The organism is Undibacterium sp. GW821-FHT07F11, assembly GCF_059418665.1.
Genome location: NZ_JBWKQH010000012.1, coordinates 116,818 through 140,872 on the forward strand (window position 1 = coordinate 116,818; position 24,055 = coordinate 140,872).

At 53.4% G+C, this 24,055-nt stretch carries 21 protein-coding genes; 10 read left to right on the forward strand and 11 right to left on the reverse strand.

The features are described from left to right. Nucleotides 1–287: 287 nt before the first annotated feature. The gene (rbsK, locus tag AC07OI_RS26525) at nucleotides 288–1,217 is read right to left on the reverse strand and encodes a ribokinase (RefSeq protein ID WP_492705489.1); all 930 of its coding nucleotides are present in this window, start codon (nucleotides 1,215–1,217) and stop codon (nucleotides 288–290) included. 542 nt (nucleotides 1,218–1,759) lie between these two features. Between rbsK and AC07OI_RS26530 the strand changes: the two genes are divergently transcribed. The 4 genes from AC07OI_RS26530 to AC07OI_RS26545 all read left to right on the forward strand — a co-directional run bounded on the left by AC07OI_RS26530 (nucleotide 1,760) and on the right by AC07OI_RS26545 (nucleotide 4,435). Next, nucleotides 1,760–2,323 (forward strand): cysteine hydrolase family protein, encoded by a 564-nt coding sequence (locus AC07OI_RS26530; RefSeq protein WP_492705491.1) that lies wholly within the window; start codon nucleotides 1,760–1,762, stop codon nucleotides 2,321–2,323. A 55-nt stretch (nucleotides 2,324–2,378) separates the two neighbouring features. Then, the gene (locus tag AC07OI_RS26535) at nucleotides 2,379–3,332 is read left to right on the forward strand and encodes a GlxA family transcriptional regulator (RefSeq protein ID WP_495259258.1); all 954 of its coding nucleotides are present in this window, start codon (nucleotides 2,379–2,381) and stop codon (nucleotides 3,330–3,332) included. A 77-nt stretch (nucleotides 3,333–3,409) separates the two neighbouring features. Continuing rightward, the gene (locus tag AC07OI_RS26540; protein ID WP_495259259.1) at nucleotides 3,410–4,102 is read left to right on the forward strand and encodes an aspartate/glutamate racemase family protein; all 693 of its coding nucleotides are present in this window, start codon (nucleotides 3,410–3,412) and stop codon (nucleotides 4,100–4,102) included. 102 nt (nucleotides 4,103–4,204) lie between these two features. After that, nucleotides 4,205–4,435 (forward strand): hypothetical protein, encoded by a 231-nt coding sequence (locus AC07OI_RS26545; protein WP_495259260.1) that lies wholly within the window; start codon nucleotides 4,205–4,207, stop codon nucleotides 4,433–4,435. Nucleotides 4,436–4,459: 24 nt separating this feature from the next. Here the strand turns inward: AC07OI_RS26545 and AC07OI_RS26550 are convergent, their stop codons facing one another. The 3 genes from AC07OI_RS26550 to AC07OI_RS26560 all read right to left on the reverse strand — a co-directional run bounded on the left by AC07OI_RS26550 (nucleotide 4,460) and on the right by AC07OI_RS26560 (nucleotide 7,334). Then, nucleotides 4,460–4,651 (reverse strand): Thivi_2564 family membrane protein, encoded by a 192-nt coding sequence (locus AC07OI_RS26550; protein ID WP_492705498.1) that lies wholly within the window; start codon nucleotides 4,649–4,651, stop codon nucleotides 4,460–4,462. Nucleotides 4,652–4,736: 85 nt separating this feature from the next. After that, entirely contained in the window at nucleotides 4,737–5,066 is a 330-nt protein-coding gene (locus AC07OI_RS26555; protein WP_492705500.1) for a collagen-like protein, read from the reverse strand. A gap of 378 nt (nucleotides 5,067–5,444) precedes the next feature. Continuing rightward, nucleotides 5,445–7,334 carry a hypothetical protein gene (locus AC07OI_RS26560; RefSeq protein ID WP_495259261.1) on the reverse strand — a complete coding sequence of 630 codons (1,890 nt, stop codon included), beginning with the start codon at nucleotides 7,332–7,334 and terminating at the stop codon, nucleotides 5,445–5,447. A 305-nt stretch (nucleotides 7,335–7,639) separates the two neighbouring features. On the opposite strand from AC07OI_RS26560, the gene AC07OI_RS26565 reads away from it, so the two are divergent. Together AC07OI_RS26565 and AC07OI_RS26570 are read left to right on the forward strand one after the other, a co-directional pair. Beyond that, entirely contained in the window at nucleotides 7,640–8,740 is a 1,101-nt protein-coding gene (locus AC07OI_RS26565; protein ID WP_495259262.1) for a PfkB family carbohydrate kinase, read from the forward strand. A 48-nt stretch (nucleotides 8,741–8,788) separates the two neighbouring features. Further along, nucleotides 8,789–9,715, forward strand: a complete 927-nt coding sequence (locus tag AC07OI_RS26570) for a pseudouridine-5'-phosphate glycosidase (RefSeq protein WP_492705505.1) — start codon at nucleotides 8,789–8,791, stop codon at nucleotides 9,713–9,715. A 36-nt stretch (nucleotides 9,716–9,751) separates the two neighbouring features. On the opposite strand, the gene AC07OI_RS26575 is transcribed toward AC07OI_RS26570, so the two are convergent. The 3 genes from AC07OI_RS26575 to AC07OI_RS26585 form a co-directional block, all read right to left on the reverse strand. Beyond that, nucleotides 9,752–10,270 carry a hypothetical protein gene (locus tag AC07OI_RS26575; protein ID WP_495259263.1) on the reverse strand — a complete coding sequence of 173 codons (519 nt, stop codon included), beginning with the start codon at nucleotides 10,268–10,270 and terminating at the stop codon, nucleotides 9,752–9,754. Between the two features lie 68 nt (nucleotides 10,271–10,338). Then, the gene (locus AC07OI_RS26580; protein WP_495259264.1) at nucleotides 10,339–11,445 is read right to left on the reverse strand and encodes a patatin-like phospholipase family protein; all 1,107 of its coding nucleotides are present in this window, start codon (nucleotides 11,443–11,445) and stop codon (nucleotides 10,339–10,341) included. A gap of 8 nt (nucleotides 11,446–11,453) precedes the next feature. Then, entirely contained in the window at nucleotides 11,454–11,651 is a 198-nt protein-coding gene (locus tag AC07OI_RS26585; protein ID WP_492705509.1) for a hypothetical protein, read from the reverse strand. Between the two features lie 242 nt (nucleotides 11,652–11,893). Between AC07OI_RS26585 and AC07OI_RS26590 the strand changes: the two genes are divergently transcribed. The 3 genes from AC07OI_RS26590 to AC07OI_RS26600 all read left to right on the forward strand — a co-directional run bounded on the left by AC07OI_RS26590 (nucleotide 11,894) and on the right by AC07OI_RS26600 (nucleotide 19,177). Continuing rightward, nucleotides 11,894–15,208 (forward strand): hypothetical protein, encoded by a 3,315-nt coding sequence (locus tag AC07OI_RS26590; protein WP_495259265.1) that lies wholly within the window; start codon nucleotides 11,894–11,896, stop codon nucleotides 15,206–15,208. Beyond that, on the forward strand, nucleotides 15,205–16,860 hold the full coding sequence (locus AC07OI_RS26595; RefSeq protein WP_495259266.1) for an SWIM zinc finger family protein: 1,656 nt from the start codon (nucleotides 15,205–15,207) through the stop codon (nucleotides 16,858–16,860). Before AC07OI_RS26590 ends, AC07OI_RS26595 begins: the two co-directional genes overlap by 4 nt. 391 nt (nucleotides 16,861–17,251) lie before the next feature. After that, complete coding sequence (locus tag AC07OI_RS26600) at nucleotides 17,252–19,177, forward strand: reverse transcriptase family protein (protein ID WP_495259267.1); 1,926 nt, start codon at nucleotides 17,252–17,254, stop codon at nucleotides 19,175–19,177. A gap of 89 nt (nucleotides 19,178–19,266) precedes the next feature. Here the strand turns inward: AC07OI_RS26600 and AC07OI_RS26605 are convergent, their stop codons facing one another. The 3 genes from AC07OI_RS26605 to AC07OI_RS26615 form a co-directional block, all read right to left on the reverse strand. Continuing rightward, nucleotides 19,267–19,956: a tetratricopeptide repeat protein gene (locus tag AC07OI_RS26605; protein WP_492705517.1), complete on the reverse strand. Its 690-nt coding sequence runs from the start codon at nucleotides 19,954–19,956 to the stop codon at nucleotides 19,267–19,269. Between the two features lie 365 nt (nucleotides 19,957–20,321). After that, nucleotides 20,322–20,792 (reverse strand): cache domain-containing protein, encoded by a 471-nt coding sequence (locus tag AC07OI_RS26610; RefSeq protein ID WP_495259268.1) that lies wholly within the window; start codon nucleotides 20,790–20,792, stop codon nucleotides 20,322–20,324. A 241-nt stretch (nucleotides 20,793–21,033) separates the two neighbouring features. Continuing rightward, nucleotides 21,034–21,798 (reverse strand): creatininase family protein, encoded by a 765-nt coding sequence (locus AC07OI_RS26615; RefSeq protein ID WP_492705519.1) that lies wholly within the window; start codon nucleotides 21,796–21,798, stop codon nucleotides 21,034–21,036. Nucleotides 21,799–22,361: 563 nt separating this feature from the next. On the opposite strand from AC07OI_RS26615, the gene AC07OI_RS26620 reads away from it, so the two are divergent. After that, on the forward strand, nucleotides 22,362–22,715 hold the full coding sequence (locus AC07OI_RS26620; protein ID WP_492705521.1) for a DUF1428 domain-containing protein: 354 nt from the start codon (nucleotides 22,362–22,364) through the stop codon (nucleotides 22,713–22,715). 409 nt (nucleotides 22,716–23,124) lie between these two features. Here AC07OI_RS26620 and AC07OI_RS26625 read toward each other — a convergent pair whose 3' ends face one another. Further along, a complete protein-coding gene (locus AC07OI_RS26625) occupies nucleotides 23,125–24,036 on the reverse strand; it encodes a LysR family transcriptional regulator (RefSeq protein ID WP_495259269.1) in 912 nt (303 codons plus the stop codon). Nucleotides 24,037–24,055: the final 19 nt, after the last annotated feature.

Below are 24,055 nucleotides of genomic sequence, written 5' to 3' on the forward strand. Positions count from 1 at the left end.
CAGATGTCGTTGTGCTGTTGTGCTCACAAAGAGCATGCAGCGCCCAAATTAAAAACCATGTTTCTTTTGCTGCCACAGCCTGACCCGGATACAAATCAAAGCCAGACTTGAAAGCCTGTGCAAGCCTAACATGGTGCAGACATTTCGTTTCAGCCACGCGGGCGAAATTTTATCAAAAACAGTGTTCGTGCTGGTGGCCGGGCATGATTTGCTGCCTGCGCCCAATTTTGGTGCCGTTTTTGACGGCGACCTGGTCGTAATTCGTATTTTTTTAGCCTCTTAGCTTATCAAGCGGCTTTCCTGACCGCCATGAAGTCCAGCACTTGCTGGCGCTGCGGTATGGATGTCTGTGCACCCAGTTTGGTGACAGTCAGCGCTGCCGTGTATTGCGCTTCACGGCTGGCATCGATCACGCTCAGGCCATTTGCCAGACCAACCGCAAAAGCGCCTACAAAGGTGTCGCCTGCAGCGGTGGTGTCTACCACATCAACCTTGACTGCCGGGATGAACTGGCTGCCAGTGCTCTCAGTGATCAGGGCACCATGCTCACCCATGGTCAGCAAGACTGTGCCTGTGCCGCGTTGCAAGATTTGTTCCGATGCGGTTTTGGCACTGGCCTGGTCTGTCACAGTGATGCCACTCAGTTGTGAAGCTTCAGTTTCATTCAAAATAAGGTAATCGACCTGGGCCAGCAAGGCATCTGTCAGGTCTTGTGCCGGGGCCGGGTTCAAAATCACTTTGACACCCTGGGCGCGGGCGATTTCTATTGCGCGGGTGACCGTGGCCAGTGGGGTTTCAAGCTGGCAAACCAGCAATTGTGCGCCAGCGATGACGGCGGTAGCAGCTTCGACCTGCGCTGCCGTCAGTGTGGCATTGGCACCTGCTGCCAGGACGATGCTATTGTCGCCGCCATCTTCTACCAGAATGCCAGCCACGCCTGTAGCAACGCCAGCTACGCGTGCCAGGTGGGTCAGGTCCATGCCCTCGGCAGCCAGGCAATCATGCGAAAAACTGCCAAAACCATCATCACCTACCGCACCGATAAAGCTGACCTGCGCACCCTGGCGGGCAGCGGCTACGGCCTGATTGGCCCCTTTGCCACCGGGAATCTGACAAAATTCATGACCATGCAGGGTCTCACCCACAGCCGGCATGCGCGGCGTGCGAAAAACCAGATCCATATTGACGCTGCCGACTACAGTAATGCGTGGCTTCATGATGCTTATTCTCGGTAAAAAGTTGTCGCGCAATCGTTTGCGCAATCGATTTCGTATTTAACTATGGAGCCTGTTTAACGTCAAGCGCAATCTGATTTTTTGGTCAAAATTTGTGCAAAATCGCGGCGGGCAGGCAACCATAGTATGAATATTGTTTTAAGTCTGTTTTATTGGCATCTTCAGAGTGAGAATTTGCTGCATTGCACCAGATTGACCAATCATTAAAAATTGTCATGCTGGCTATAAATGGCACGCAAACGGGACACAAATAAGGCGCAAATATGCTAAAGCGCGCTGATTGTGGGGCTGTCCCTTGGGCTTGTCAAATGAAGCATGAGATTCAGGGATGCCTGAATTGCTGGAGTACTATCCAAAGCCAGGGGTTTTGCTCACTGGATACCCAGGCACCCATACTGAATGCGAGCTCAAGGGTAGTCGGGCATGATGTCCGTATCCGTCCTATATTGAGCCGGAAACAGCAGTGTTTGCCACATCCACCAATGATTAAATACCGACTTCACTATAAATGAAGGAGGTAAAATATGTCCCAGGTGCTGTTGGTGATCGATGTGCAGGAATCATTTCGTCATACCCTCAACTGGTCAGAGGATGAGCTGCCCTTTTATCTGCAGGCGCAAAATCGCCTGATTGCCGGGGCGCGCCTAGCTGGTGTGCCGGTCATACGCATTTTTCATGTGGAAGGTGATGCCCATTTTTCACTGGCCTCTGGCCTGGTGCGCTGCATGGAGGGGAGTGATCCTTATGCAGACCTGACGATAGAGAAGCATGTCAACAGCGCGCTGATGGAACCAGCATTGCGCGAATGGCTGGCAGAGCAGGGTATCCGTCGCCTGATCATCTCAGGCATGCGCATGGAACGCTGCTGTGAAACCACGGCCCGGCATGGTTGCGATCTGGGTTTTGAAATTGATTTCGTCACCGAGGCCAGCTATACCACGGCACACCGGCATACTGGTGGCAGGCTGTATTCCGCCAGTGAAATCAGGGAAAGGACTGAGCTGGTACTACATCAGCGCTTTGCCCGCATACGCACAGTTGATGAAGTGCTGGCAGGTTTTGAAGCGGCGCAGCTTGCATCAAGCTGATGAGATGATAGTCAATTGGCATGGAACATACATTAACCTTAAAGATGTCTGCCGCATGAACAAAACAGCTACTACCCCCATCCCCGTCTACTTCCTGCTTTTGCCCGGCTTTGTACTGATGGAATTTGCCGGGCCAGCCGAAGCCTTGCGGCTGGCGAATCGCTTCCGTCTCAGTTTTGATCTGCACTTCATCGGCCCTGAATCCGCGCCCTGCAATTCACTGGGCATGTCCACGCCTGGCCTGGCTGCATTGCCCGCTGAATTGCCAGACGGTGCATGGCTTGTGATACCAGGCTTGTCTGATGCGGACAGGAACCTGCAAACCCCGGCAGCCGTTGCCGCCATGCGCTGGTTGCGCGAGGTGCTGCATCCCGGAGTCATGCTGGTGACTATTTGCTCAGCCGCCTTGCTGGCCGGGCGTGCCGGGTTGTTTGATGGCCGGACATGCACAACGCATCACAGCCTGGTAGCGGGTCTGTGCTCAGTTGCACCTGCAGCCATCGTCGCAGAGAACCGGGTTTTCGTCATTGATGGCAATGTCGCCAGTTCTGCCGGTGTCACCACGGGTGTAGACCTGGTGCTGGAATTGGTCAGCCAGAGTGCCGGCCCCAGGCTGGCGCTGGATGTAGCGCGTGAAATGGTGGTATGGATGCGCCGTGACGCCGCCTCGCCTCAATTGTCACCTTATCTGTCGCACCGCAATCATTTGCATCCTGCCATACACCGCGTGCAGGACGCCATTGCTGCAGACCCGGCGCAAGCCTGGCCCATGCAGGAACTGGCGCGCATTGCCTGCCTCAGTGAGCGTCATCTGGCACGCCTGTTTAAAAACCATGTCGGCATCAGCCCGCTGGATTACAGGCAGCAAATGCAATTGTCACAGGTCGAACCATTGCTGGCGCAAGCCAATCGCTCCATGGAACAGATCGCCGACATCGCCGGTTTTGGTTCCGCCCGCGACATGCGCCGCGTCTGGCTAAAGCACAAGGGAACGGCTTTGCGGGCATGAAAGAAAGCATCTGTCCAGGCTTGCAAAAACCTGGTTCCGGCACTATGTGATTCATGATCAACACAGGAGACATCAGCATGAGCTTGCACATAGGAATAGTCGGTTGCTCCGCCGCCGGGGCGGCGCTTTGTTACCGTACCATCTGTGAAGAAGGGGCTGCCTTGATGGGGCCGCACGCCCATCCAGAAGTCAGCATGCATACGCCTTCGCTGGCTTTGTATGTGGATTGTCTTGAACGTGGCGACAGGCAAGGTGTGGCCGATCTCATGCTGGCTTCAGCACGCAAACTGGCGGGGGCGGGGGCAGATTTTTTGATATGTCCTGACAACACCATTCACCTGGCCTTTGATCTGGTGCAGGCTGCTTCACCTTTACCCTGGTTACACATCGCCGAAGAAGTCGCGGCCACAGCGGTGCACCGTGGCTATCGCCGTGTGGGTATCACAGGCACAAACTGGCTCATGGGCAGTGAGGTTTATCCAGCCGTTTTGCGTGACAAGGGCCTGGATTTTGCATTGCCAAATGCAAAAGACCGGGTGCGTTTGAACAGCATCATCATGGATGAACTGGTGCGCGGCATCATCAAGCCAGAGAGTGTGCGCGAATTTCTCGCCATCATAGACAGGCTCAAAGACAATGGCTGCGATGCAGTGATACTAGGTTGCACAGAGCTACCCTTGATCGTCAATGACGACAATTCCAGCCTGCCGACACTGGACTCTACCCGCTTGCTGGCGCGGGCAGCGTTGCGAAAGGCAATTGCCAGATAGCGGGAAGCAAGACGGCGCTTGCCCAGCAAGCACGCAAGCTCTCAACTGCCGTTTGCCTGGCACTGTTAGAATCGCAGTCCCACGACTTGCATCAACAAATTCATGAGCAACGATACAGGTAATAAATTTCTATCTTTATGCCGGGCAGCCTATAAGCGCCAAGGCATGCGCATACTCTGCGCCGCTGCCATGATCGCGGCGGCTGCCTCTTACCGCAGCAAGCAGTTTGATGTGGATATCATGCTCAAATTGCTGGCGGTCACTGTGGGCTTTTTTCTGGTGGCAGTAGCGATTGAATGGCAGCGCGCTCGTGTCGCAGAAAAAAAAGAATAAGCAGAGCAGGGCGATTGATGAATTCTACCAGCGTAACTGTGGCATATGTATGCCAGGCAAGATACCAAATGCAGACAGTACAATCACGATCAGCAAGACGATGAACAACACGCGCACTACTTGTGCCACCGGAGCAGGCAAGGGCAGAAAACCTACCAGCCACCACACCAGGCCGAACACGACAAGGTAGATAATAAGATTGATGAGCTGAACCATGATTTACCTTTAAAAAAGACGATGAGGTGGCAAACATGTGTTCATCAATGCCATAGCAAAGACGAGCACATGCTTGCCTGCGGATTTACTTCTGTGGCAAGACGACGATAGTGTCGCCTGGTTTGCCGGGTTCGCCCGTTTTACCTTTTTGGCCGTCATAGCCTGGCGCACCTTTTTCACCCGTTGCGCCTTGCATGCCATCAGCACCTGCGGGGCCAGTGGCACCTACAGAAGCAGGCGTGCCTGTTGCGCCAGTGGCACCAGTAGCGCCAGTGGCACCGGGTGCACCAGCAGGGCCAGGGACAGCGACCGGTACTGGAACTGCAACCGGCACAGCAACTTGCGCAGGTTGACGGTCACAGGCACTTGTTGCCATTACGCCAGCGAGTGTCAAAATGAGTATGGAAAATTTCATGGGGTGCCTTAGGTGATTAAAAAAATTGATTAACATTCGGAAATTACAATAGCTTCAGGAGCGATGCTGACACCCACCTACATGCAGGCAGCGCCAGCACAGATATCGCAATGCAGACACAGCATGCGCGCAATAAAGCGGTGCATCCGTACGCTGACGAACATACGGAGCAGTTTATTTGACCTATATTGGCGATACCGGTAATACAAAGTGAAGTACAAATCTCAGAATGCCTGCACTGTCAAAGCAAGCTGGTGTGGCTGGCGGGGTTGAAATAGATCAAAGCGAAATAGATCAAGAAAGAAAAAACCGCAGACCTTTAAAGTCTGCGGTTTTTTTGTTGGTAACTACTGTTGGCTTAATCAGCTTGCCTGGTTTTTACTTGGTTTTGGTCTTCAACAAAGTTTTTGGCAAAGGATTCAGATCAGGCCAGATATGACTAACGGTGACAGTATTGCTCTTGTGGCAGCTAAAGCAATTGGTACCGCCTGCCCAGTTGATGTTGGAGCCCTGATGCACGGTTTCCATAGTGGTATTGGCCAGCCTGCTGGTGCCCACCTGGTTGATTGCCGTGGCTGGTGGTTTGTCTGAATCCGGGGCGCGCCCACCGGTGGTCCAGGTTGAGCCTATCATCAGGTAATTCTTGCGTACATCACCTGCTGCCAGTTGTGAAATGACGCTACTGTTGATGGATAACAGGTCAGTGTTGGATTCAGGCGGGGTGATAACCGGGCCAGCGTGCGTAGGGTCAGCTTGGCGCGGGTTCTGGTCAGCGGCAGCTCCCCAGGGTTTCCAGCGTATGGTGTCATTGGGTTTGACAACGCAAGGTTTCACGCTTGTGTCGTTGCAGGTGATGGTATTGCCGGATGCCTTGTACAGGGCCTGGTTGAAAGGACCGCTTGCGCCGTCCTGGCTGAATAGCCATTTGCCCTTGGTGTTTTGCGGCACCAGTTTTTCTGCGCCATTGACATCGATGTATTTGTATTCGGCATTGGGCGTATTGTCCATGTGCTCAAAGCTCGCCCAGATCAACTCTGGATTACCCTTTGCGCTACCGACCACATGTACGCCAACCAGCGCCAGTTTGGTTTTTTTGTTTTTGACTGTTCCCTGTTTCAGCGACGCTGGCTGGTTGATGCTGATGTCAGGTACTTCCGCATCAATGATGATGAATTTCTTTTTGGTCGCTTCGTCAAAACCCGTGGTTTCTATCCATGCCAGCTTGACTTCAACTGCCAGTGCCTCTGGTGCAGCCAGGTCGCGCAGGCCCATTTTCTTCGCATAGGCAACCACGTCGGCCAATTCTTGTGCGGTGGTCGGATACATCAGGTCCGCTGGTGCATTTGGTTTTCTTTGCGTCAGGAAGTAGGCAAACAAATCATTGGCTGCAATCGAGTAATACACCAGCGAGCCGTTTTGTGCGACCAGTACATTGCTGCCGCCCGCCTGGCCTATGGTCATGTCGACCTGGTTACCAGCTGCGTCCAGGAAAATCAGGCCGCCCTTGGCACCGTTCTTGAAGCTTTGCACGATATTGCCATCTGTACTTGCCGCAGTCAGCAGGGCAGTTTGCTTTTTTGGCAGGCGTGCCCGCAGGTTTGCTACCAGATCAGTCTCAATTTGCTTGCCAGCCTTGGTCAGCAGATTGACCTTGCCAGCCGCACCAACCTCAACATGATCTACTTCTACTGTTTTGCCAGCCTTGTTGAGCGTGGTGGCCTTGCCATTGGGGGCCAGTTTGGGTGGCAGGACTTCAAACAGTTTGCCTGATTTATCAAATGCCACAGGCAAATTATTCGGCCCCAATTGCTGCAACAAAGGGCTGAAATTCATCGCCTGTTTAGTCAGTTGCGGTATGAAGCTTCGCGTTTTGCCGACCAATGGCGATACACCGTAGAAAGCCGAAGAAGAGAAGATATAGTCGCCACCGGAAAGCCCCTTGGGTGTGGGTGAGGTCAGCCATAAAAACATCTGTTCCGACCATTGGTAAAAGCTGCACGCCGATGCATCAGGGAAATTCACACTATCAGCAGCCTTGACCAGACCATTAAGCTGCACGCCGGCTGGTTCAAACCATTGCGCGAATGGTGTCGGCGCTGGTCCTCCGGGGCTGGCGGGGGTAGCGGTAGTACAGGTTGGTTTGGCATCAGACGGCAGGATTTGCGCCTGTGCCAGCGGGCCAAGGCAAGCCGTAGCTAGCAAAGAAATGCAGGTAGTCAGTTTCACTGCGTGGGCAGGCTTGCGCTGCTTGCGATCATACGTGTTCATGGTTTCCCTCTCGTTGGATTTTGTTTTGATGTGCGAGTGCTAAAAGCTGATGATTTATTTCAATAATGCATTGCGGGGTTTGCAGAGGTACTCGCACAGCAACAAGTATCTGCATCTGCGAGGTTATCATTTTTTTATCTAAAATTATAAAAAAGATTATATTTAATGTTAATTATTGTTATTTTATTGATACTTTCCAGCCCAGGTGATCTCAGACGAATACAAACAGTTGTTGACTTGAAATGTACAATTGTTTATTGTTGAGAACAATTGTTTGTAATCTTTTTGATTTGCATTTCACCTTTATGTCTATTGCACTGAGTAAAAAAGAGCAGCTCTACCAGCTCATCGCAGCCCAGCCTTTTATCTCCCAGCAAGAACTGGCTGACCAGTTGGGTCTGTCACGTTCTGCCGTGGCCGGGCATATTGCGGCCCTGATACGCGAAAAACGTCTGCTGGGCCGTGCCTATGTCTTGCCTGACCAGCGTCCTGTTGTATGCATAGGCGGGGCGAATATAGACCGCAAATTGCGTACCCTGGGGCCGGTGCAGATGGGTACCTCGAATCCCGTCAGCCAGCATGAGGCCTTTGGTGGTGTTGCCCGCAATATTGCCGAGAATCTGGCACGCCTGGGCATGCCAACACGCCTGTTGTGCGCAGTCGGTGACGACGCTGCCGGGCGCAGCATGCTCGACCATGCGCAATCCGTCGGCATCGATGTCAAAGCCAGCCTGCAGGCAACGGGCATGCACAGCGGCAGCTATACTGCCTTGCTCAATGATGAGGGGGATATGGTGCTGGCATTGGCGCATATGGAATGCTGTGATGCCCTGACGCCAGATTACCTGCACAGCCGCCAGACCCAGCGCGGCCATGCTGCGTTTACCATCATCGACTTGAATTTACCGACAGATAGCATAGGCTTATTATTGCAAGAAGCGCATCAACAGGCGATGCCCCTGATGGTGGTGGCCGTGTCTGAACCCAAGATGGCGCGCCTGCCGCAGGATTTGCATGGCTTGCGCCTGCTGTTATTGAACCAGGGCGAACTCGCAGCCGCAGTTGGACGCAGCATACAAAACCAGGCAGAACTGGACGCTGCTTGCAAACAACTACAGCAGCGTGGCGTGCAGGACATTATCGTCACCAAGGGAATGGCAGGCGTAACTTTTACCACCAGCGCTGCGGAACATGGCATGCAGCATATGCCCGCGCCAGCAACCAGCGTGCGCGATGCCACAGGTGCAGGTGATGCCTTTGCCGCTGGTGTAGCATGGTCTTTATGCCGCCAGCCAGGTGATCTGGGCTTGGCCTGTGAATATGGCTTGAAGCTGGCCAAACTGACGCTGGAAAGCGATGCGACAGTGGCAGCAACGATCAGCCCGACTATTTTTGAAGAAGCTTAGTACGTGACAAATATGGACTCATTCCATATTCAAAAAAAAGGAAACATCATGCAATCTTACCTGGTCTTATCCGATGAAGTCCGCGCTGCCCGCCTGGCGGCCAAGCCCGTGGTGGCGCTGGAATCCACCATCATCTCACACGGCATGCCTTATCCGCAAAACGTGCAGACTGCGCGTGAGCTCGAACAAATCATCCGTGATGGTGGTGCTGTGCCTGCCACCATCGCCATCATGAATGGCAAAATCCATATAGGCCTGAATGACGAAGAACTGGAACTGCTGGGCAACTCGCCCGACGCCATGAAAGTCAGCCGTCGTGACCTGGCCTTTGCACTGACCAATAACAAACTCGGTGCAACCACTGTTGCCGCCACCATGATCTGCGCTGCACTGGCAGGCATAGAAGTGTTTGTCACCGGCGGCATAGGTGGTGTGCACCGTGGTGCTGAAACCAGCTTCGACATTTCTGCCGACTTGCAAGAGCTGGCACGCACCTCGGTTGCCGTGGTCTGTGCCGGTGCCAAATCCATACTCGACATCGGCCTGACGCTGGAATATCTTGAGACCCATGGCGTACCCGTCGTCAGCGTAGGCCAGCCATCCTTCCCGGCTTTCTTTACGGCTGACAGCGGCTACAAGGCAGATTTCCAGCTCGACACGGCAGAACAACAGGCCGAGTTTATCCATGCCAAATGGAACCTGGGATTAAACGGCGGCATCGTCATTGCCAACCCGGTGCCGGTTGAATCTGCCATGCCCAAAGAAGAAATCGAAAGCATCACCCGGCAGGCGCTGAAGCTGGCTGATGAGATGGACATTACAGGCAAAGCCATCACGCCTTTCTTGCTGAACCGTATCAAGCAAATGACAGAAGGCCGCAGCCTGGAAACCAATATCGCGCTGGTCAAGAACAATGCGGTCGTCGGCACACAACTGGCACTGGCCCTGCATCATTTGCGCAAGCGTACGGTGTAAGATTTATCCCTGCCACTGCAAATGTGGCAGGGATATTTAAGCATCATCAAATTGCGGATAGCTGGCACCTTCCAGCATGTCTGGCACTGAGCAATTCACACCCGGTAAATTTTCCCAGCTTGGATCAGTCTCCGTGGTTTGCATCATGTTGGCCCAATGCAGGGTCGGGTTGCCAGATGATGTTGTCATCTGCATCTGGAATACCCATTGCCCTTCGAGTTTGCTCATATGACCAAAACCGGTAACGGTTTCCTGCAAGCGGTTATTGCCGATAAAACTGATTTGCACCTGTCCATTCGCGGTTACTGTACCCACCAGGCTGCGCTGTTGCGGTGCCCCCGTCCTGCCGCTTGATTCCGGGTCAAACATCAGGGCCGACGATACACCCCAAAAATAACCGTTCTTGTAGCCTGAGATATGCCAGACGGTCTGGTCACCCGTCCAGCTCAATACATTGTCGTCCGCTGAGAACTGCAAAGCTGGCAGATCAGGGTAAGTCACATACCAATAAGTATCAGCCAGAAAATCCCAGGTGGTGCGATTGCTTGCAGACATGTGTGACTCCTTTGCGAGTGTGAAGAAGCATCATCTGTTTATTCAAATTATTCAAACAATCAATCAATTTACTTCTGCGGCAATTCGTGGATCACCAGCCCCGCATGCGGTGGCAACGGTTTTTGCCATGACTTGTGGCGCAATGCGCGTTTGCAATCGTGGATGCCGGCGGCCCAGCGGGCTTCCACGGTGGCCATGCTGAAATCTACATCCTTGAAATAATTATCGTCCGGCAGCGCCTTCATGATGAGATGGACAACGTTGATAGTGTGGTCGCAACCCATGTCCATCAGCGGTTTCAATTCTTCTTTTTTACGCTCTGCTGCAGGCAGGTGTTCGGTCAGTGTGCGTATGGCACGCTGCAGGTCTTGTATGCGCTGGTAGATCAATAACTGTTCTGCCGAGCGGCTAGCATACTGTATGCTTTTATAGCGCGTCATGGCCGCAGAGATTGACTCTGGCCGGGTCTCTGACGGGTCCCACAGATCAATCATGAAGCACAGGGCATCTTCTTTTCTCTCTTCATCCAGGAAGACATCGAGCGGTGTATTGGAATACACGCCACCGTCCCAATAGGCACGCTCGCCTATCTTTACCGGTGCAAAACCGGGTGGCAGGGCACCGCTGGCCATGATGTGTTCTGGCCCCAGACGCCCGCGCTTGCTGTCAAACACCACGCCCTGGCCGCTGTCGATATCGACGGCGCAAATGCTGACGCGTATCGGGCCATCGTTGAGGTAATCAAAGTCCACATATTTTTCCAGCGTGGCCTTGAGGGGAGATGTGTCGTAAAAACCGGCTTCTTCTATCGGCACCCTGGCATTGATATCCCAGGCGGCACCAAAACGTGGTTTGAAAAAACCATTCACGCCCTGGGTAATGGCATTGAGGGTATTAAGGTTATTGGTGAGATTCATCCATGGCGAGAAGGTCGGCCAGAAACTGCCACGGCTGACAGCATCGGGTGCCAGGCTATCCCAGAAGGCACGCAATTGGGCGATGCGCGTCTCCGGTGGATTGCCCGCAATCAGTGCGCTGTTGATGGCACCGATGGATGTGCCTATGATCCAGTCCAGTGGCGTTTGTGCTTCATGCAATTGCTGGTACACACCCGCCTGATAGGCACCCAGGGCGCCGCCGCCCTGCAAAATCAATACGGTATCCTGATGGCTCATGCGCGGCTTCAGATGAATCCGCCGAGTTGTACCAGTTTGTGCTCTTCCCCGTCATGGGTGACAGAGATCAGGTCGACTTGATATGCGGCATTCAGTTCATGGCGCAAATGCGCACCCTGGCTGACTGCGGCCATAAAATCATCACCTGCTTCGGTGGATTTGACGATTTCTTTTTGTTCATTGCGGCTGATCAGACGATAGTGCATAAGTTCCTCGTGGAAAGAGTATTGTGTGGTGTTTTGATATCTTTTAACTCATTCTAGCATGTGCATTTTGTATGCATATTACATAGTGTAAAAAGCGAAAAATCATCTTTGTAGCTAAACGTAAGTATGTATTGCCTGCAATATAAACGATGTCATAATGCTTCGCTTTATGATGCCGGAAATGCTGAACCAGGTTTACGATTCCGGCTGGCGACATTTTCCGGAGCATGGCTATGCAGGGCATGATTAAATTGGTGAAGCTGGTGCGCATGCAGCCCACAGAGCGGCATTGCGAAATCGAGTTGTCTGAGGCGCCGCAGAGTGAAGGGTCAGTCCCTTTATACCTGGTTAATGTGCGTGAAGGCCATCCCGATGCCGAATGGCAGGAAAGCACCAGGACACCTTTCCCTGTCATCCTGGGGCAGGCAGAAACTCTGTATGCACAGGTGCTGGCCAGCAAACTGGAACAGGGCTTTGCAGATATGTCTGCACCACCAGCTATTCCAATTACATCAGCCACTCCAGCAACGCCAGCAACGCAGGATGAAGCCAAAGGCGATGCCATGCAATGGGGCCATTCTTCGCAAACCCTGGTGCAAAAAATCAGCAAGCCAGCGTCGGTATCTGGACAAGAAAAAATCCTGCTTGATCGTTTGCAAGCACGTGCCTGGTCTGGCATGTCGCGGGCAGAGCGCACGCGTACCGTCTGGCGCATAGCCGAGCGTCGCCTGCCTGCTGCCGTGCCACGCCTGGTCGAATTATTGGGCAGTGCCGATGCCATGCTCGATTACTGCATCGCCTATGCCATAGGCCGTTGCGGTGATGCCGGTGCCAAACAGGCCATGCTTGAGCTGAGCCAGCGCTCCAAAGATGCGCATGTCAAGCACATGGCGCGGCAAGCCTGGCTGACATTGGCAACAACAGAAGAAGCGCAGCAATATGCGCAGGGTTTGCTCGTGCAGTGGCCAACTGATTTGCAAACTGCCTGGCAAAAAGCGCAGCAGGCGGCAGACTTGCAAAAAGGCATGGATGAAGTCTTGCTGGCCTTGCTGTCAGCCAAAGCCTGGAAGGACTGGCGTCATGATGACTGGCTGGAGCAACTGGACATGATAGGCCAGGCCAGTATCTCGCCATTGGCGCGGCCTTTGCTGTTGCAACAGTTGCGCAACCTGCCTGTGAATTTGCTGGTGTTCCGCGCCTTCCGCCATCTGTACAAGACTGCAGAATTCAGGGCTGACGCTGAGATGTTTGGCATTCTGCACCAGCGCTTTGAAAAAGCCTGGCCGCTGTTTTTGCTCAGTTCCAATACCAGCTATGTGTATCTGGAAAGGCGTTACGTCAGCTATGCCGATGAAGTCAAAAAACCGAATACCAGGGTCGCCTATTCCAGCCTGACCCGCGATTACCTGCGCCGTCGTACCTGGCGCACACTGCGCCGTCTGGGTGAGCTGGAAAGTGCCGATTTCACCAGCATGGCAACCGGTGTATTGCTCGCCTGCGATGATACGCATGCAGAAAAGGCGCACATGCAAAGATTGGTTAACTGGAATTACCAGAGCCGTTCTTACACGACAGAACTGCGTTACCTCTCTCCCTATGCCAGCTGGATGGTATTCAACCAGCTTGTGCACCAGCATGATAGCGAAGTCAAGACCAGCCGCACTGCACTCAAGTGGTGGATACCAGCGACGACAGATAATCTCGATTATCCGCCTCGCACAAAACGGCAGGAAGCCTTCCCTGAACTATGGGATGCCGCACCAGAAAAATTGCTCTACCTGATGCAGCACAGCCAGTGCCACGGCGTGCATGTGTTTGCCGCACGCGCGCTGGTGGATAACCAGGCGTACTGCCAGCAGCTAAGCCTGGAACAATTGCAAGGCTTGCTGCAAAGCGCTTACCTGCCGACCAGGGAATTTGCTTTCAGCGTCGTCAAACAACGCTTTGCCGAACAAGTGCCAAGCCTTGACTGGTTGATGATCTTGCTGGCAACAGACTATGTGCCTGCCGCTGAATTTGCGCTGGGCTTTATCAGTAAAACCCCGGACCTGTATGCGCAAGAAGCAGGCTTGATCGTGGCGATGATCACCAGTCCGTCACAACGCGTGCGTGAAACCTGCCGCTTGCTGGCACATGGTACGACTGCTGCTACACGCCAGGTCGTCCTGAGTCGTTTGTCCATCTGGGTCAGGCAGACTACCATGGCCGCAAGCCAGGTCGATGCCCTGCGCGATGACTTGCAATGGCTGATCCAGAATGTGCTGGCCGGGCAGGTCGCACAATTGCCGGACCAGGATATTGCTGTCTGGTGTGATTTGCTGCAGGCGACCAACTTCTGGCAGCAGGCACTCGCGACAGATATCTTGTTGGCCCATCCGGCTGGCATCGCCCATGTATCACCGCTGACACTAAGGGATTTATTGCAGGATGCGGACTCCGGCAGGCAAAGCCTGGGCAGCCGTTTGTTTGCTGCCTTGCCCGCCGATGTATTGCGCCAGCAACCTGATCTCGTCGCCACGCTGGCAACAGCATTGGATGCGCGTGTGCGGGCAGCCATGACGCCGGTGATTACGCAACTCGCTAATGACCCCGTCTTTGCCGAAAAGCTGTTGGCACACTTTATCGACGTCATTTTCCGTAGTGATAATGCCGATGGTGAAGAGAGTGTGCATGCTGACATCATCAACTGGTGCAGTGGCCCTTTGCAGGCGGCGACACTGGCCCAGCCTGTGGATATGCAATGGCGTCTGTTGCAGGCACGCAGCAAGGGGGCGCAGGAACTGGGTGCCATGTTGCTGATACAGGTGAATGGTGCATTGGCTAGCAGTCTGTCAGTTTTGCAATGGGCTTTGCTGGGCAGGCACACCATCTTGCAAGTGCGGCTGCGTGCCCAACATTACTTCAGCCAGCATGTGCCTGAGGTGCGTGCAAACCTCAATGATGCACTGCGCATACTTGATACCCGCTGGCCAGAAACCCGTTCTTTTGCGGCAGATTATTTTGCCCGCCATATCAGTGCTGAGGAATGGTCGCTGAGCCAGTTGCTGGCCTTGTGCGACCATCAGCAAGCTGCGATACAAAGACTGGGCAGGCAATTGATCACCCGTCACTTCCGCGTGGAAGATGCCGCCGAATATGTATTGAGCCTCGCCCAGCATCCATCAGCCAACATGCAGTTATTTGTCAGCCAGTGGCTGGAGCAAGGTGTGCAGACATATGCTGATATACAGGCAGCACTTCAGCATCTTCAACAACTGCGTCCTTACTTCCTCAGTGTGTTGTCGCATGTGAACAAGGCGCGCACGGTCAAGAACCGCGTGATCCGCTTCTTGCAGGACCAGGGTTTGCTGTCCGCAGACCATGCACAATTTGTTGCCCAGATTTTCACGCGTCAGGTATTGACCGTGGCGATACAGGACAAGGCGCAATACATCCTGGGTTTGACGCAATTGCAGGCCGTATATCCGGCACTGGCTGAATCAAATGACTGGCCCATGCAACTTGTTGCCCCACGCTTGCACAAGGATGCAGCCACTATTTCTGCGGAGTCTGTATGAAGTTTGAATACCGCTATTTTGGCAATAGCCAGGTGAATGACAGCGCCACTGCCACCAGCATGCAGTTCGCGCCCGATACTTTACGCACACCCACGTATTTTGCCGCCACCCTGCAACCCACGCTGGCGCTGGCTTACCGTGAAGCCATCAGTGCCATGCATGATGTGGTGGTGTCTGACCTGCGTACGCAACCCAAGGACAGGGCAGCCTACTTCGCCTGGCTGGCAGAAAATGAAGCCAGCTTGCTGGCAGATTTCATGGCGCAAGAAAAAGAGTTGCGTGAAAAGATCACGCCCCTGCGCGCAGAACTCACCAAGGTGCAGAATCAAAAGTACGGTCTCATGCAGCCTTTCTACAAGGCCCAGCGTGAATACTTTGATTACCTGTACAAAGAAAACCGCGACATGTGGATAGTGCTTGACCCTGTCATCACCGTGCATCCCGATAAGGTTTTCTTTGAATGCTTCAGCCGTGATGAATCGACTTATGCCAGCCTGAGTTGCCGCCACAATGTCTTCAAGCATCTGGGTGAATTTGCCTGCGGTACTACGAATATCGATTATTCGTCAGCCCTGTATGATGAATTCCAGAAGATACGCGCCTATAAAGAAACCCGCTTTGAAATCCAGTCAGATGGTTTCAAAGTGCAGACCGGCCATGATGAGCAATACCATGAAGCCAAGATAGATTTGCCTGACAGCTGGATGCGCGGCTTCTTGCAAGTCAGCACTGCCATGTCCATGCCTGCCCACAAGCTGGAGCTGCACCCCATGGATGTGCACAGCATCTGCCACATCCTGCGCCGCAAGACTGAGCGGGTAGGGCCACGCTCGATACGTTTCATCCTTGAGCCAGGCCAGCCCATCACCATGCTGTTTGAGCCCTGGGGCATCAAGCTAGCGTGCCAGCGTTCTGTCTTCACCGGCAAAGAAGCAGCCGAGGTCAGGATATGGGGGCGTCGCCGCTTGCTGACGCTGGAACGCCTGATTGCTGTTGCCGACAAGTTCAGCGTCATGCTCATGGGCACAGGTTTGCCCAGCTTCTGGATCGCCCATCTGCCTGACATGGATTACACACTCGGATTATCCGGCTGGACAGCCAATGACTGGTCACGTGCCGGGCAATTTGATTTGCTGGCACCGCGTCTTGATGTTGATGACACGACGGCACAAGCCGTGGCACATGCCTTGTCGTCTCAATGGTCAGCCAGCACCGCCAGCCTGGCACAGCAATTACAGCTCGACAGCAAGCTCGTGGCATCTGCCCTGACCGGCCTCATGCAGGCAGGCCGCGTGGTGTATGACGCCGTTGATCAGGTAGCCCGCTGGCGCGATCTGGTGCGCGAACCCATCAATGTCGCCAGCCTGCGCTTCGCCAGCGAACGTGAAGCCCTGGCCGCGCAGCTCGTACACAAAAACCTCTTGCTCGATTTGCAGTCTGCCCGTGTAGCCGGTGGTGGCATCGAATGGAAAGCCAGCGTCAGCGCCAGTATCACGAACACCAAGAAACTCAGCAAGACCATGATCAGGCTGGACAATGATGACAGACTGGTGGACGGCAATTGCAGTTGCGATTACTACGTGCGCAACCGCATGTTCCGCGGGCCTTGTGAGCATATGCTGGCGATCAGGCAAGTGGCCAATAGCAAGTGAGTTGTTGATTACAAGTTTTTACATCGTAGTTATTTACAGGAGGTGAGCAGGACATTAGAATAAGTGCAGGCAGGAAGGCTCTTGCAATCCGGATGGTGTATCGCCATCCATGTTTTTTGCTTAGCTATGCATCACTGAGTTTCTCTTCACTGTGCCGGAAACGACTACCGGCGTGATGACGATGTGGATTCCGTGAACCCCATCACGCCGGTAGTCGTTTCCGGCGTCGAGTGGAGCCTCTCAGTCTGAAGGCTCTTCGATGAGCTTCCTGCCGCTTTCCCTTCTTTTGTCTGGCTCACCGTTTTTGGTTTATTTGGAAAACGTGAATTCTTTTTGCACTTGCTGATATTTGTTGATATCAGCGGGCAAAAAGAAAACAGAGACCAGCGTCATGACACAACAACAGCAACCGTCTGCACAGAGCGCATCTGACAAACCCTTGTCACAGATGACGCGCGATGAATTGTATGCCCACCTGCGCACGACCACCAAAGATGCCGTGGTCTTGCAAGAGATGCGCCGTCTTGGCTTCTGGCCTGCCGACAGTGGCAAGCCATCTGTGACCGACGAACTCATCACGCGTGAAGCAGAGCTCAGTAAAGAGTTGAATGACTTGACAGCCCAGTTACGCCGTGTCCAGGACCCCAAGGCTGCCCTGCGCGACATGCGCAAGCAACGCATGGCGGCTGCCAAAGAAAAACGCGAACTGACCAAACAAAAGCATGCACAATTGCGCCATGCCAGGGCGTTGGCCTGGCAAGAAAAACGCAAGAACGATATTGGCTATCTGGGTGAAGGTGTTTCCACTGGCTTGAACTACACCAGCACGAACACGGACAAGCTGGCCCGTTATCAATTGCCGGCACTGCAAAAATCCCTGGACCTGGCAACGGCGATCGGCATACCGCTGGCGGAATTACGCTTCATGAGTTTCCAGCGCAAGGTCAGCCAGGTCAGCCACTATCAACGCTTCGCGATTCCCAAAAAGACCGGCGGCCAGCGTTTTATCTCTGCCCCCATGCCGCGCCTCAAGCGTTGCCAGTATTGGGTGCTGGATCATATCCTTGCCAAGGTGCCTTGCCATCCTGCTGCACATGGTTTCTTGCCGCAACATTCCATCCTCAGCAATGCCTTGCCGCATGTGGGGCAAGCCGTGGTCATCAATCTGGATTTGAAAGATTTTTTTCCCAGCATAGAATATCCACGCGTCAAAGGCGTGTTCAAATCCCTGGGTTATGGCGACCAGATTGCGACCCTGCTGGGTTTGCTGTGTACTGAACAGGCGATGGAAGAAGTACGGGTAGACAAGCAAAAATATTTTGTCGCGGGTAAAAAACGCAGCCTGCCACAAGGCGCGCCATCCAGCCCCATGATCACGAATATTTTGTGCCACACCCTCGATAAACGCCTGCATGCCGCAGCGACCAAGCTGGGTTTTGTGTATACCCGTTATGCCGATGACCTGACGTTTTCCAGCAAGCAAAAAGAACGCCCACCTGTTGGCAAACTCCTGTGGCGCGTCAAGCAAATCATCGCTGATGAAGGTTTCACCCTGCATCCTGACAAGCAGCACATCATGCGGCACAGTCAAAAGCAGGAGGTCACCGGCATCGTCGTCAATCATAGCCCGACTATCGATGCCAAGACCCTGCACCGCTTCCGCGCCACCTTGCACCAGGTAGAAAAGAATGGTCCGGCTGGTTACCACTGGAACGGCAATACCGATGTGCTGGGTGCGCTGGAAGGTTATGCCCGCTATGTCTGCATGGTCAACCCGATAAAAGGCAAGCCATGGTTGCAACGCATCAAGACATTGCGTGCGCAACACGCAGCACAAGCATCTTCACCTGCACGCACCGCAAGACCAACGCTACGCCAGCAAGTTGCCAGCGGCAAGACGCCGCAAAGAGCAAACGGCCTCGACTGGTGGCAGGTGCAGGAAGCCGCCGCACCTGTTCTGGAGCAAACGGCACAGCAAGTGGCGGAAGAGAAGAAGGCTGTCAAGCAAGCCGCGAAAGAAGAAAAGAAAGCTGCTGCATCTGGCGCTAAAGAGGCCAGAGAGCAAAAAGCCGCCAGCAATGAAGACGCAAACAACTACACCATCGCAGAGCAAAGTAAAGTCAACGGTCGCCGTTACGGCAAAATATTCAGCGCAGCCTTCCAGCTCTTTTTATGCGCCATATTCTCAGCCAATCTGCACAGTGTTTATCCACTGGCCTTTGGCGTTGCACTGATCGCACTCAGCCTCATCACAGGCCGCAGCAGGCTGGTGTGGGTCATGCTGATGCTGGCTGTCAGTGTAATTTTATTGAGGTGAGTAGTCTGGCAGGTTGCGCCGTGCGAGCGGTTTTTGATAAACAGCAATCGTATTTTTAAAAATGGTGCGCACGGCGTACCTGACACCCATCATTTGCGACCAGCAAAAGCGCTGTTGAGGCGCTTGACCAGGTCGCGGTTCATGGCTTTGGTATCGCTGTTCCAGTGTCTCATGTTTTGCTGGATTTCTGCGTATTGCGCATCGGCGATACCTTGCTCACCTGCCTGCAAGGCCCAGACTGCATATTCAACACGGGTGTCCATGCTGCCAAAGCGGGCTACGGCGTCGGCAAAGGTAGCGCCAGCTTCTTGCTGGCGGCTGGCGCTGGCATAGGCTTTGCCCAGCAACAGCGCTTGCTGTTCTGGCCTGTGATTGGGCTGGTCTTTGCGTACTGCCTCGAGCAAAGTGATGGCCTCATCAGCTTGTCCATGCAGGATCTTTGCTTCTGCGGCATTCATACGGATGACGGCGTCACTGGCAAAAGGCCCTTGCAGGCAGATGTCATATTGTTGCACTGCCTTGGCAGTATCACCGGCATCCAGATAGGCATTTGCCAGACGCATCTGGTTTTGTGCTGTCGGCACCAGATCAAAGGCTTGCTGCGCTTCACGCAGTTCGCGGCCAGGATTCAAGCTTTTAGCGGCAGCGATCACGGTCTTGCGCATGCCGCGCTCCAGACGTGACTCCGGCAGATAGATCGCAAAGAAATACACTACGCTGCCCAGCAAGGGGAACATGAATAAAATCATCAGCCAGTACATCTCGCGTCTGTTACGCATTGCGTGTACTGCAAAAAACAGGGCGATGAGAAAATGAAAACCTGCTCCGATATATGGCATAAAAATAAATGGTAAAAAAATTGAGGGTAAATATGTCCCGTAAATCTGGACTGGATATACGCAGTCAAAGCGCGTGCAGACCAGGATGGAACAGAGAGGTAAAAGAACACAAACAATCGGGCCGTGGCTTGGCCGGGCCATATTTTACCATCACACAGCGAAGGGGATTTGATTGCTGCGACTGGTCGCGCCGCAAAATATCACGACCAGTCTGGCAGCAGGAAGCTTGGTAATACAAACACGGCGCAAATGCAAAACAGAACAAAAGCAGAACAGCGGCAAGATAAAAACGGTGCTGCTGTCTTTTATTTATAGATGCCGCAGGCAAAATAAATCTCGTCTACCCGTTCTACATAGGTACTTTTTTGTTCCAGCGCCTTGGTCACAGGATTTGGCCATTTGTAGTCAACCCAGCCTTTGCCTTCTTTGCTACCCGCCACTTCATTGATTTTCTTGACGAAGAAAACGCCATCGCCATCACGCAATTCACCCAGGGGTTTGCCCAGCAATTTAGGGTTGCCGCCATGGGCCAGGGTCACGCCGCCGGGTTTGACCGTGCCGGCAAACACATACAAATCCTTGTAGATGAATTGCCCTTTTGGGTCGTTGACTGCGGCATAGGTTTTTTCAGGGCCATTGGCTTTATAGTAGGCGATGACTTTTTTGATCATGTCAGTCGCTTCTTGTGCTGTGGCATGTTCAGCAGCGAACGCTGCGCCCTGAGCTAGCAGGGACAAGGATAAAGCCAGGAAGATGCTTTTGAAAAAGTGTCTCATGATGTCTCCGGTAGGTGTTTTTATGCGTGACCAAGTGTTTGATCAAATTTTTGACCAAGTGTTTGATCAAATTTTTGACATTAGGCAACAACGAATCCAGAGTAGGCTTTGCAGGCAGGTTTTGCAATGCAAAGACCACACTTTTTCCATCAGCACTCAGCCACGAGGAAAACAATACCAGATTTCCGTGCGGAAATGTTGATGATTTTTTCAGCAGCTTTGTGAATCAATGTGACAGCTGTCAGGCAGGTTTTTGTTCTGCACTAAACAGCTTGATATCGCTCAATAATCCCGCCACGGCAGTATCGATGATCTGCTGCCCCAGCTCTATCGTCGCCAGACTGGAGTCGGCACCAATGCGGCCATCCGGGAAACGGGCGCGGTAATCGAGGGCATCAAGGATAGGGCCAGTCGGCGGGATTTTTGGTGTCAGCTCTACCTGGCGTACCTGATCCGGGTAAGCCGCATAGGTGACGGCAATTTCTGATGGCGTCGCATGCGAGCCATGGCCCACCGGGAACATCTGGTTGCACAGCGTGATGACGCCGGGCAAGTCCCACCAGTTTTTCAGTTTCAGTGTCAGTGGGCAGGTCTTGTTGTTGTACGAGTAGTGCGAATAAATTTGCGAGAAAGCCGCTTCGATGGTGGCGATATTGCCGCCGTGGCCGTTCAAAAAATAAATGTGGTCAAAACCATGGCGCGCCAGCGACAAGACCCAGTCCTCAATCGCTGCCATGAAGGTCGAAGGCCGCAGCGAAATCGTACCGGCAAACCCCAGGTGATGCTGCGCCATGCCGATGTTGAAGGTCGGTGCCAGCATCATGGCCTGGCCGTTTTGCCGGGCGACTTTTTCGGCAGCGGTGGCGATGATCTCAGGACACATCCAGTCTGTACCAAGCAAGCCCATGGGGCCGTGCTGCTCATTCGAGCCTATGGGAATGATGACGGTCTTGGAGTCAGCCAGAAATGCCGTGATTTCGGGCCAGGTGGAGTAGGCGAGACGCATGGGGTTTCTTTCAAATCGGGGTGGGCTGTGTGGTGTTGATTCGCCCGCGGTGGGTTTGGTACAGACGACAAAATTCGCAAGGCATCATCTTGCCGCAAATTTTGAAAATCGCCAAATTTTTTTATCTCACGCATCATCGCATGGGTTGCGACGGGATAGAGGGTTAAGGGAATCAGGAATCAAGTTAAGGGAATCAGGAATCAAGTTAAGGGAATCAGGAATCAAGTTAAGGGAATCAGGAATCAGGTTAAGGGAATCAGGAATCAGGTTAAGGGAATCAGCCGGGCCAGTTCTATGCCAGGTCAGTGCTGGTACAGTATTGGCACCAGTTTTGCACCAGACTGATCTGATGCTTGAACGGGATTAACAGGATATTTGCGCAGGGCAAGTCCGGTAAAAAATGCAGATCGTCTGATGTCAAAAAAACTTAACATCGGTCGAAAACTTTGGACTAGAATTCAGCCACAGCGACAAATGCCGCTGCGCATTTTGTAGCTGTGGATAGCCCAGGAATCCATCAGCTCCATACTCTCAACAACCCTCGCCAGACCAGGAGTTTTGCCATGAAATACATCGATGGATTTGTACTCGCTGTCCCCAATGCCAACCGTGAAGCCTACCGTCTGTATTCGGAAAAAACTTCACCGGTTTTCAAGGAATACGGCGTGCTCAGCATCGTCGAATGCTGGGGCGACGATGTGCCACCCGGCAAGCTGACTTCTTTCCCACTGGCCGTGCAATGCAAGGAAGATGAAACCGTAGTCTTTTCCTGGATGACCTGGCCATCGAAAGAAGCGCGCAATACCGGATGGGAAAAAGCCATGGCGGACCCACGCCTAAGCCAGGAAGCCAACCCCATGCCCTGCGACGGCAAGCGCATGATTTATGGCGGCTTTGAGGTGATGGTGGAGTTGTGATTTGTTGAGTTGATGCCGGGTTCAGAATATGTTCGGTATAGGGCATGTAGGTTGAACGCGTAGGTTGAGCCGCGCTTGGTAGGTTGGGCTACGGGTTATCAGCCCAACACTCGGCCTCAACCAACGTATACGTCTTTTAAATGCACAGTGTTGGGCTGATGAAACGTATCCCAACTTGCGGTGCTGAATCCTGCTTTTAAATACCTGTAAGCAGTATTTAGGATTGCAGGCCGGTGGTAGACCAGCGGCTACTTCCTTTTCTTGGCGAGACAAGAAAAGTGAGTAGCTGTCGGGCTACCCCCGACCTATAATCTCAAATGCTGTTTGCAGGCAATTCAGAACAGATCCCAAAAATCATCTTTTCACTTTTAAGAATATGCGAATTGAAGGTCTGAAATCTGCATTATCGTTATGCTTGCAAAACCCCAAACTTCTCCTCATACAAACCCACCAACCAGTCCACAAACACCCGCACGCGCGGTGATAACTGGCGGCGGTAGGGATAGAGCGCAGTAATTGGCATGGGCGGGCTGTGCCAGTCGGCCAGCACTTCTACCAGGCGGCCATCGTGCAAGGCGTCGGCGATATGGAAGCGGGGTAGTTGTATCAGGCCGCAGCCGCTTTCAGCGCAGGTGACATAGTTCTCGGCATCGTTGACTGTCATCCAGCCGCCGACATCAAATTCTTTTACCTGACCATCGATATTCAGCACGATGGGATAGTCTATCGCGGTCGTGCTGGAAAAGAACCTGACAGCCTGGTGCAGCATCAAATCATCCGGATGATGCGGTGTGCCAAACTTGGCCAGGTAAGCCGGGCTGGCGCAAATCACTTGCGGCATCATCGCCAGACGGCGCGCTACCAAAGTTGAATCACGTGGGTTGCCGCCGCGTATCACACAATCCACACCTTCGCGCACCAGATCGACGAGGCGGTCGCCACTGCTGACCACCAGGTCTATGCCGGGATAACGGTCGCGAAACTCATGTATCCGTGGCAGCACCACTTGTGTCGCATGGGTGCCGTGCATATCCACTCGCAAGACCCCACGCGGATTGGCGGCCACATGCCGCATCGATGCTTCGGCATCATCAAGTTCACTGATGATATGCACGCAGCGCTCATAAAAAGCCTGACCGTCGAGGGTAGTTCGCACCTGGCGCGTGGTGCGTTCCAGCAGGCGCGTGCCCAGGCGGGTTTCCAGTTGCTTGATGGCATGAGTGGCACTGGCCCGTGGGATGTCCAGCATATCCGCCGCCCGGCTGAAACTGCCGGTTTCAACGATACGGGTGAATAGCTGCAGGGTGTCCAGTTTGTCCATGATTGTTGAGCTGGGTTGA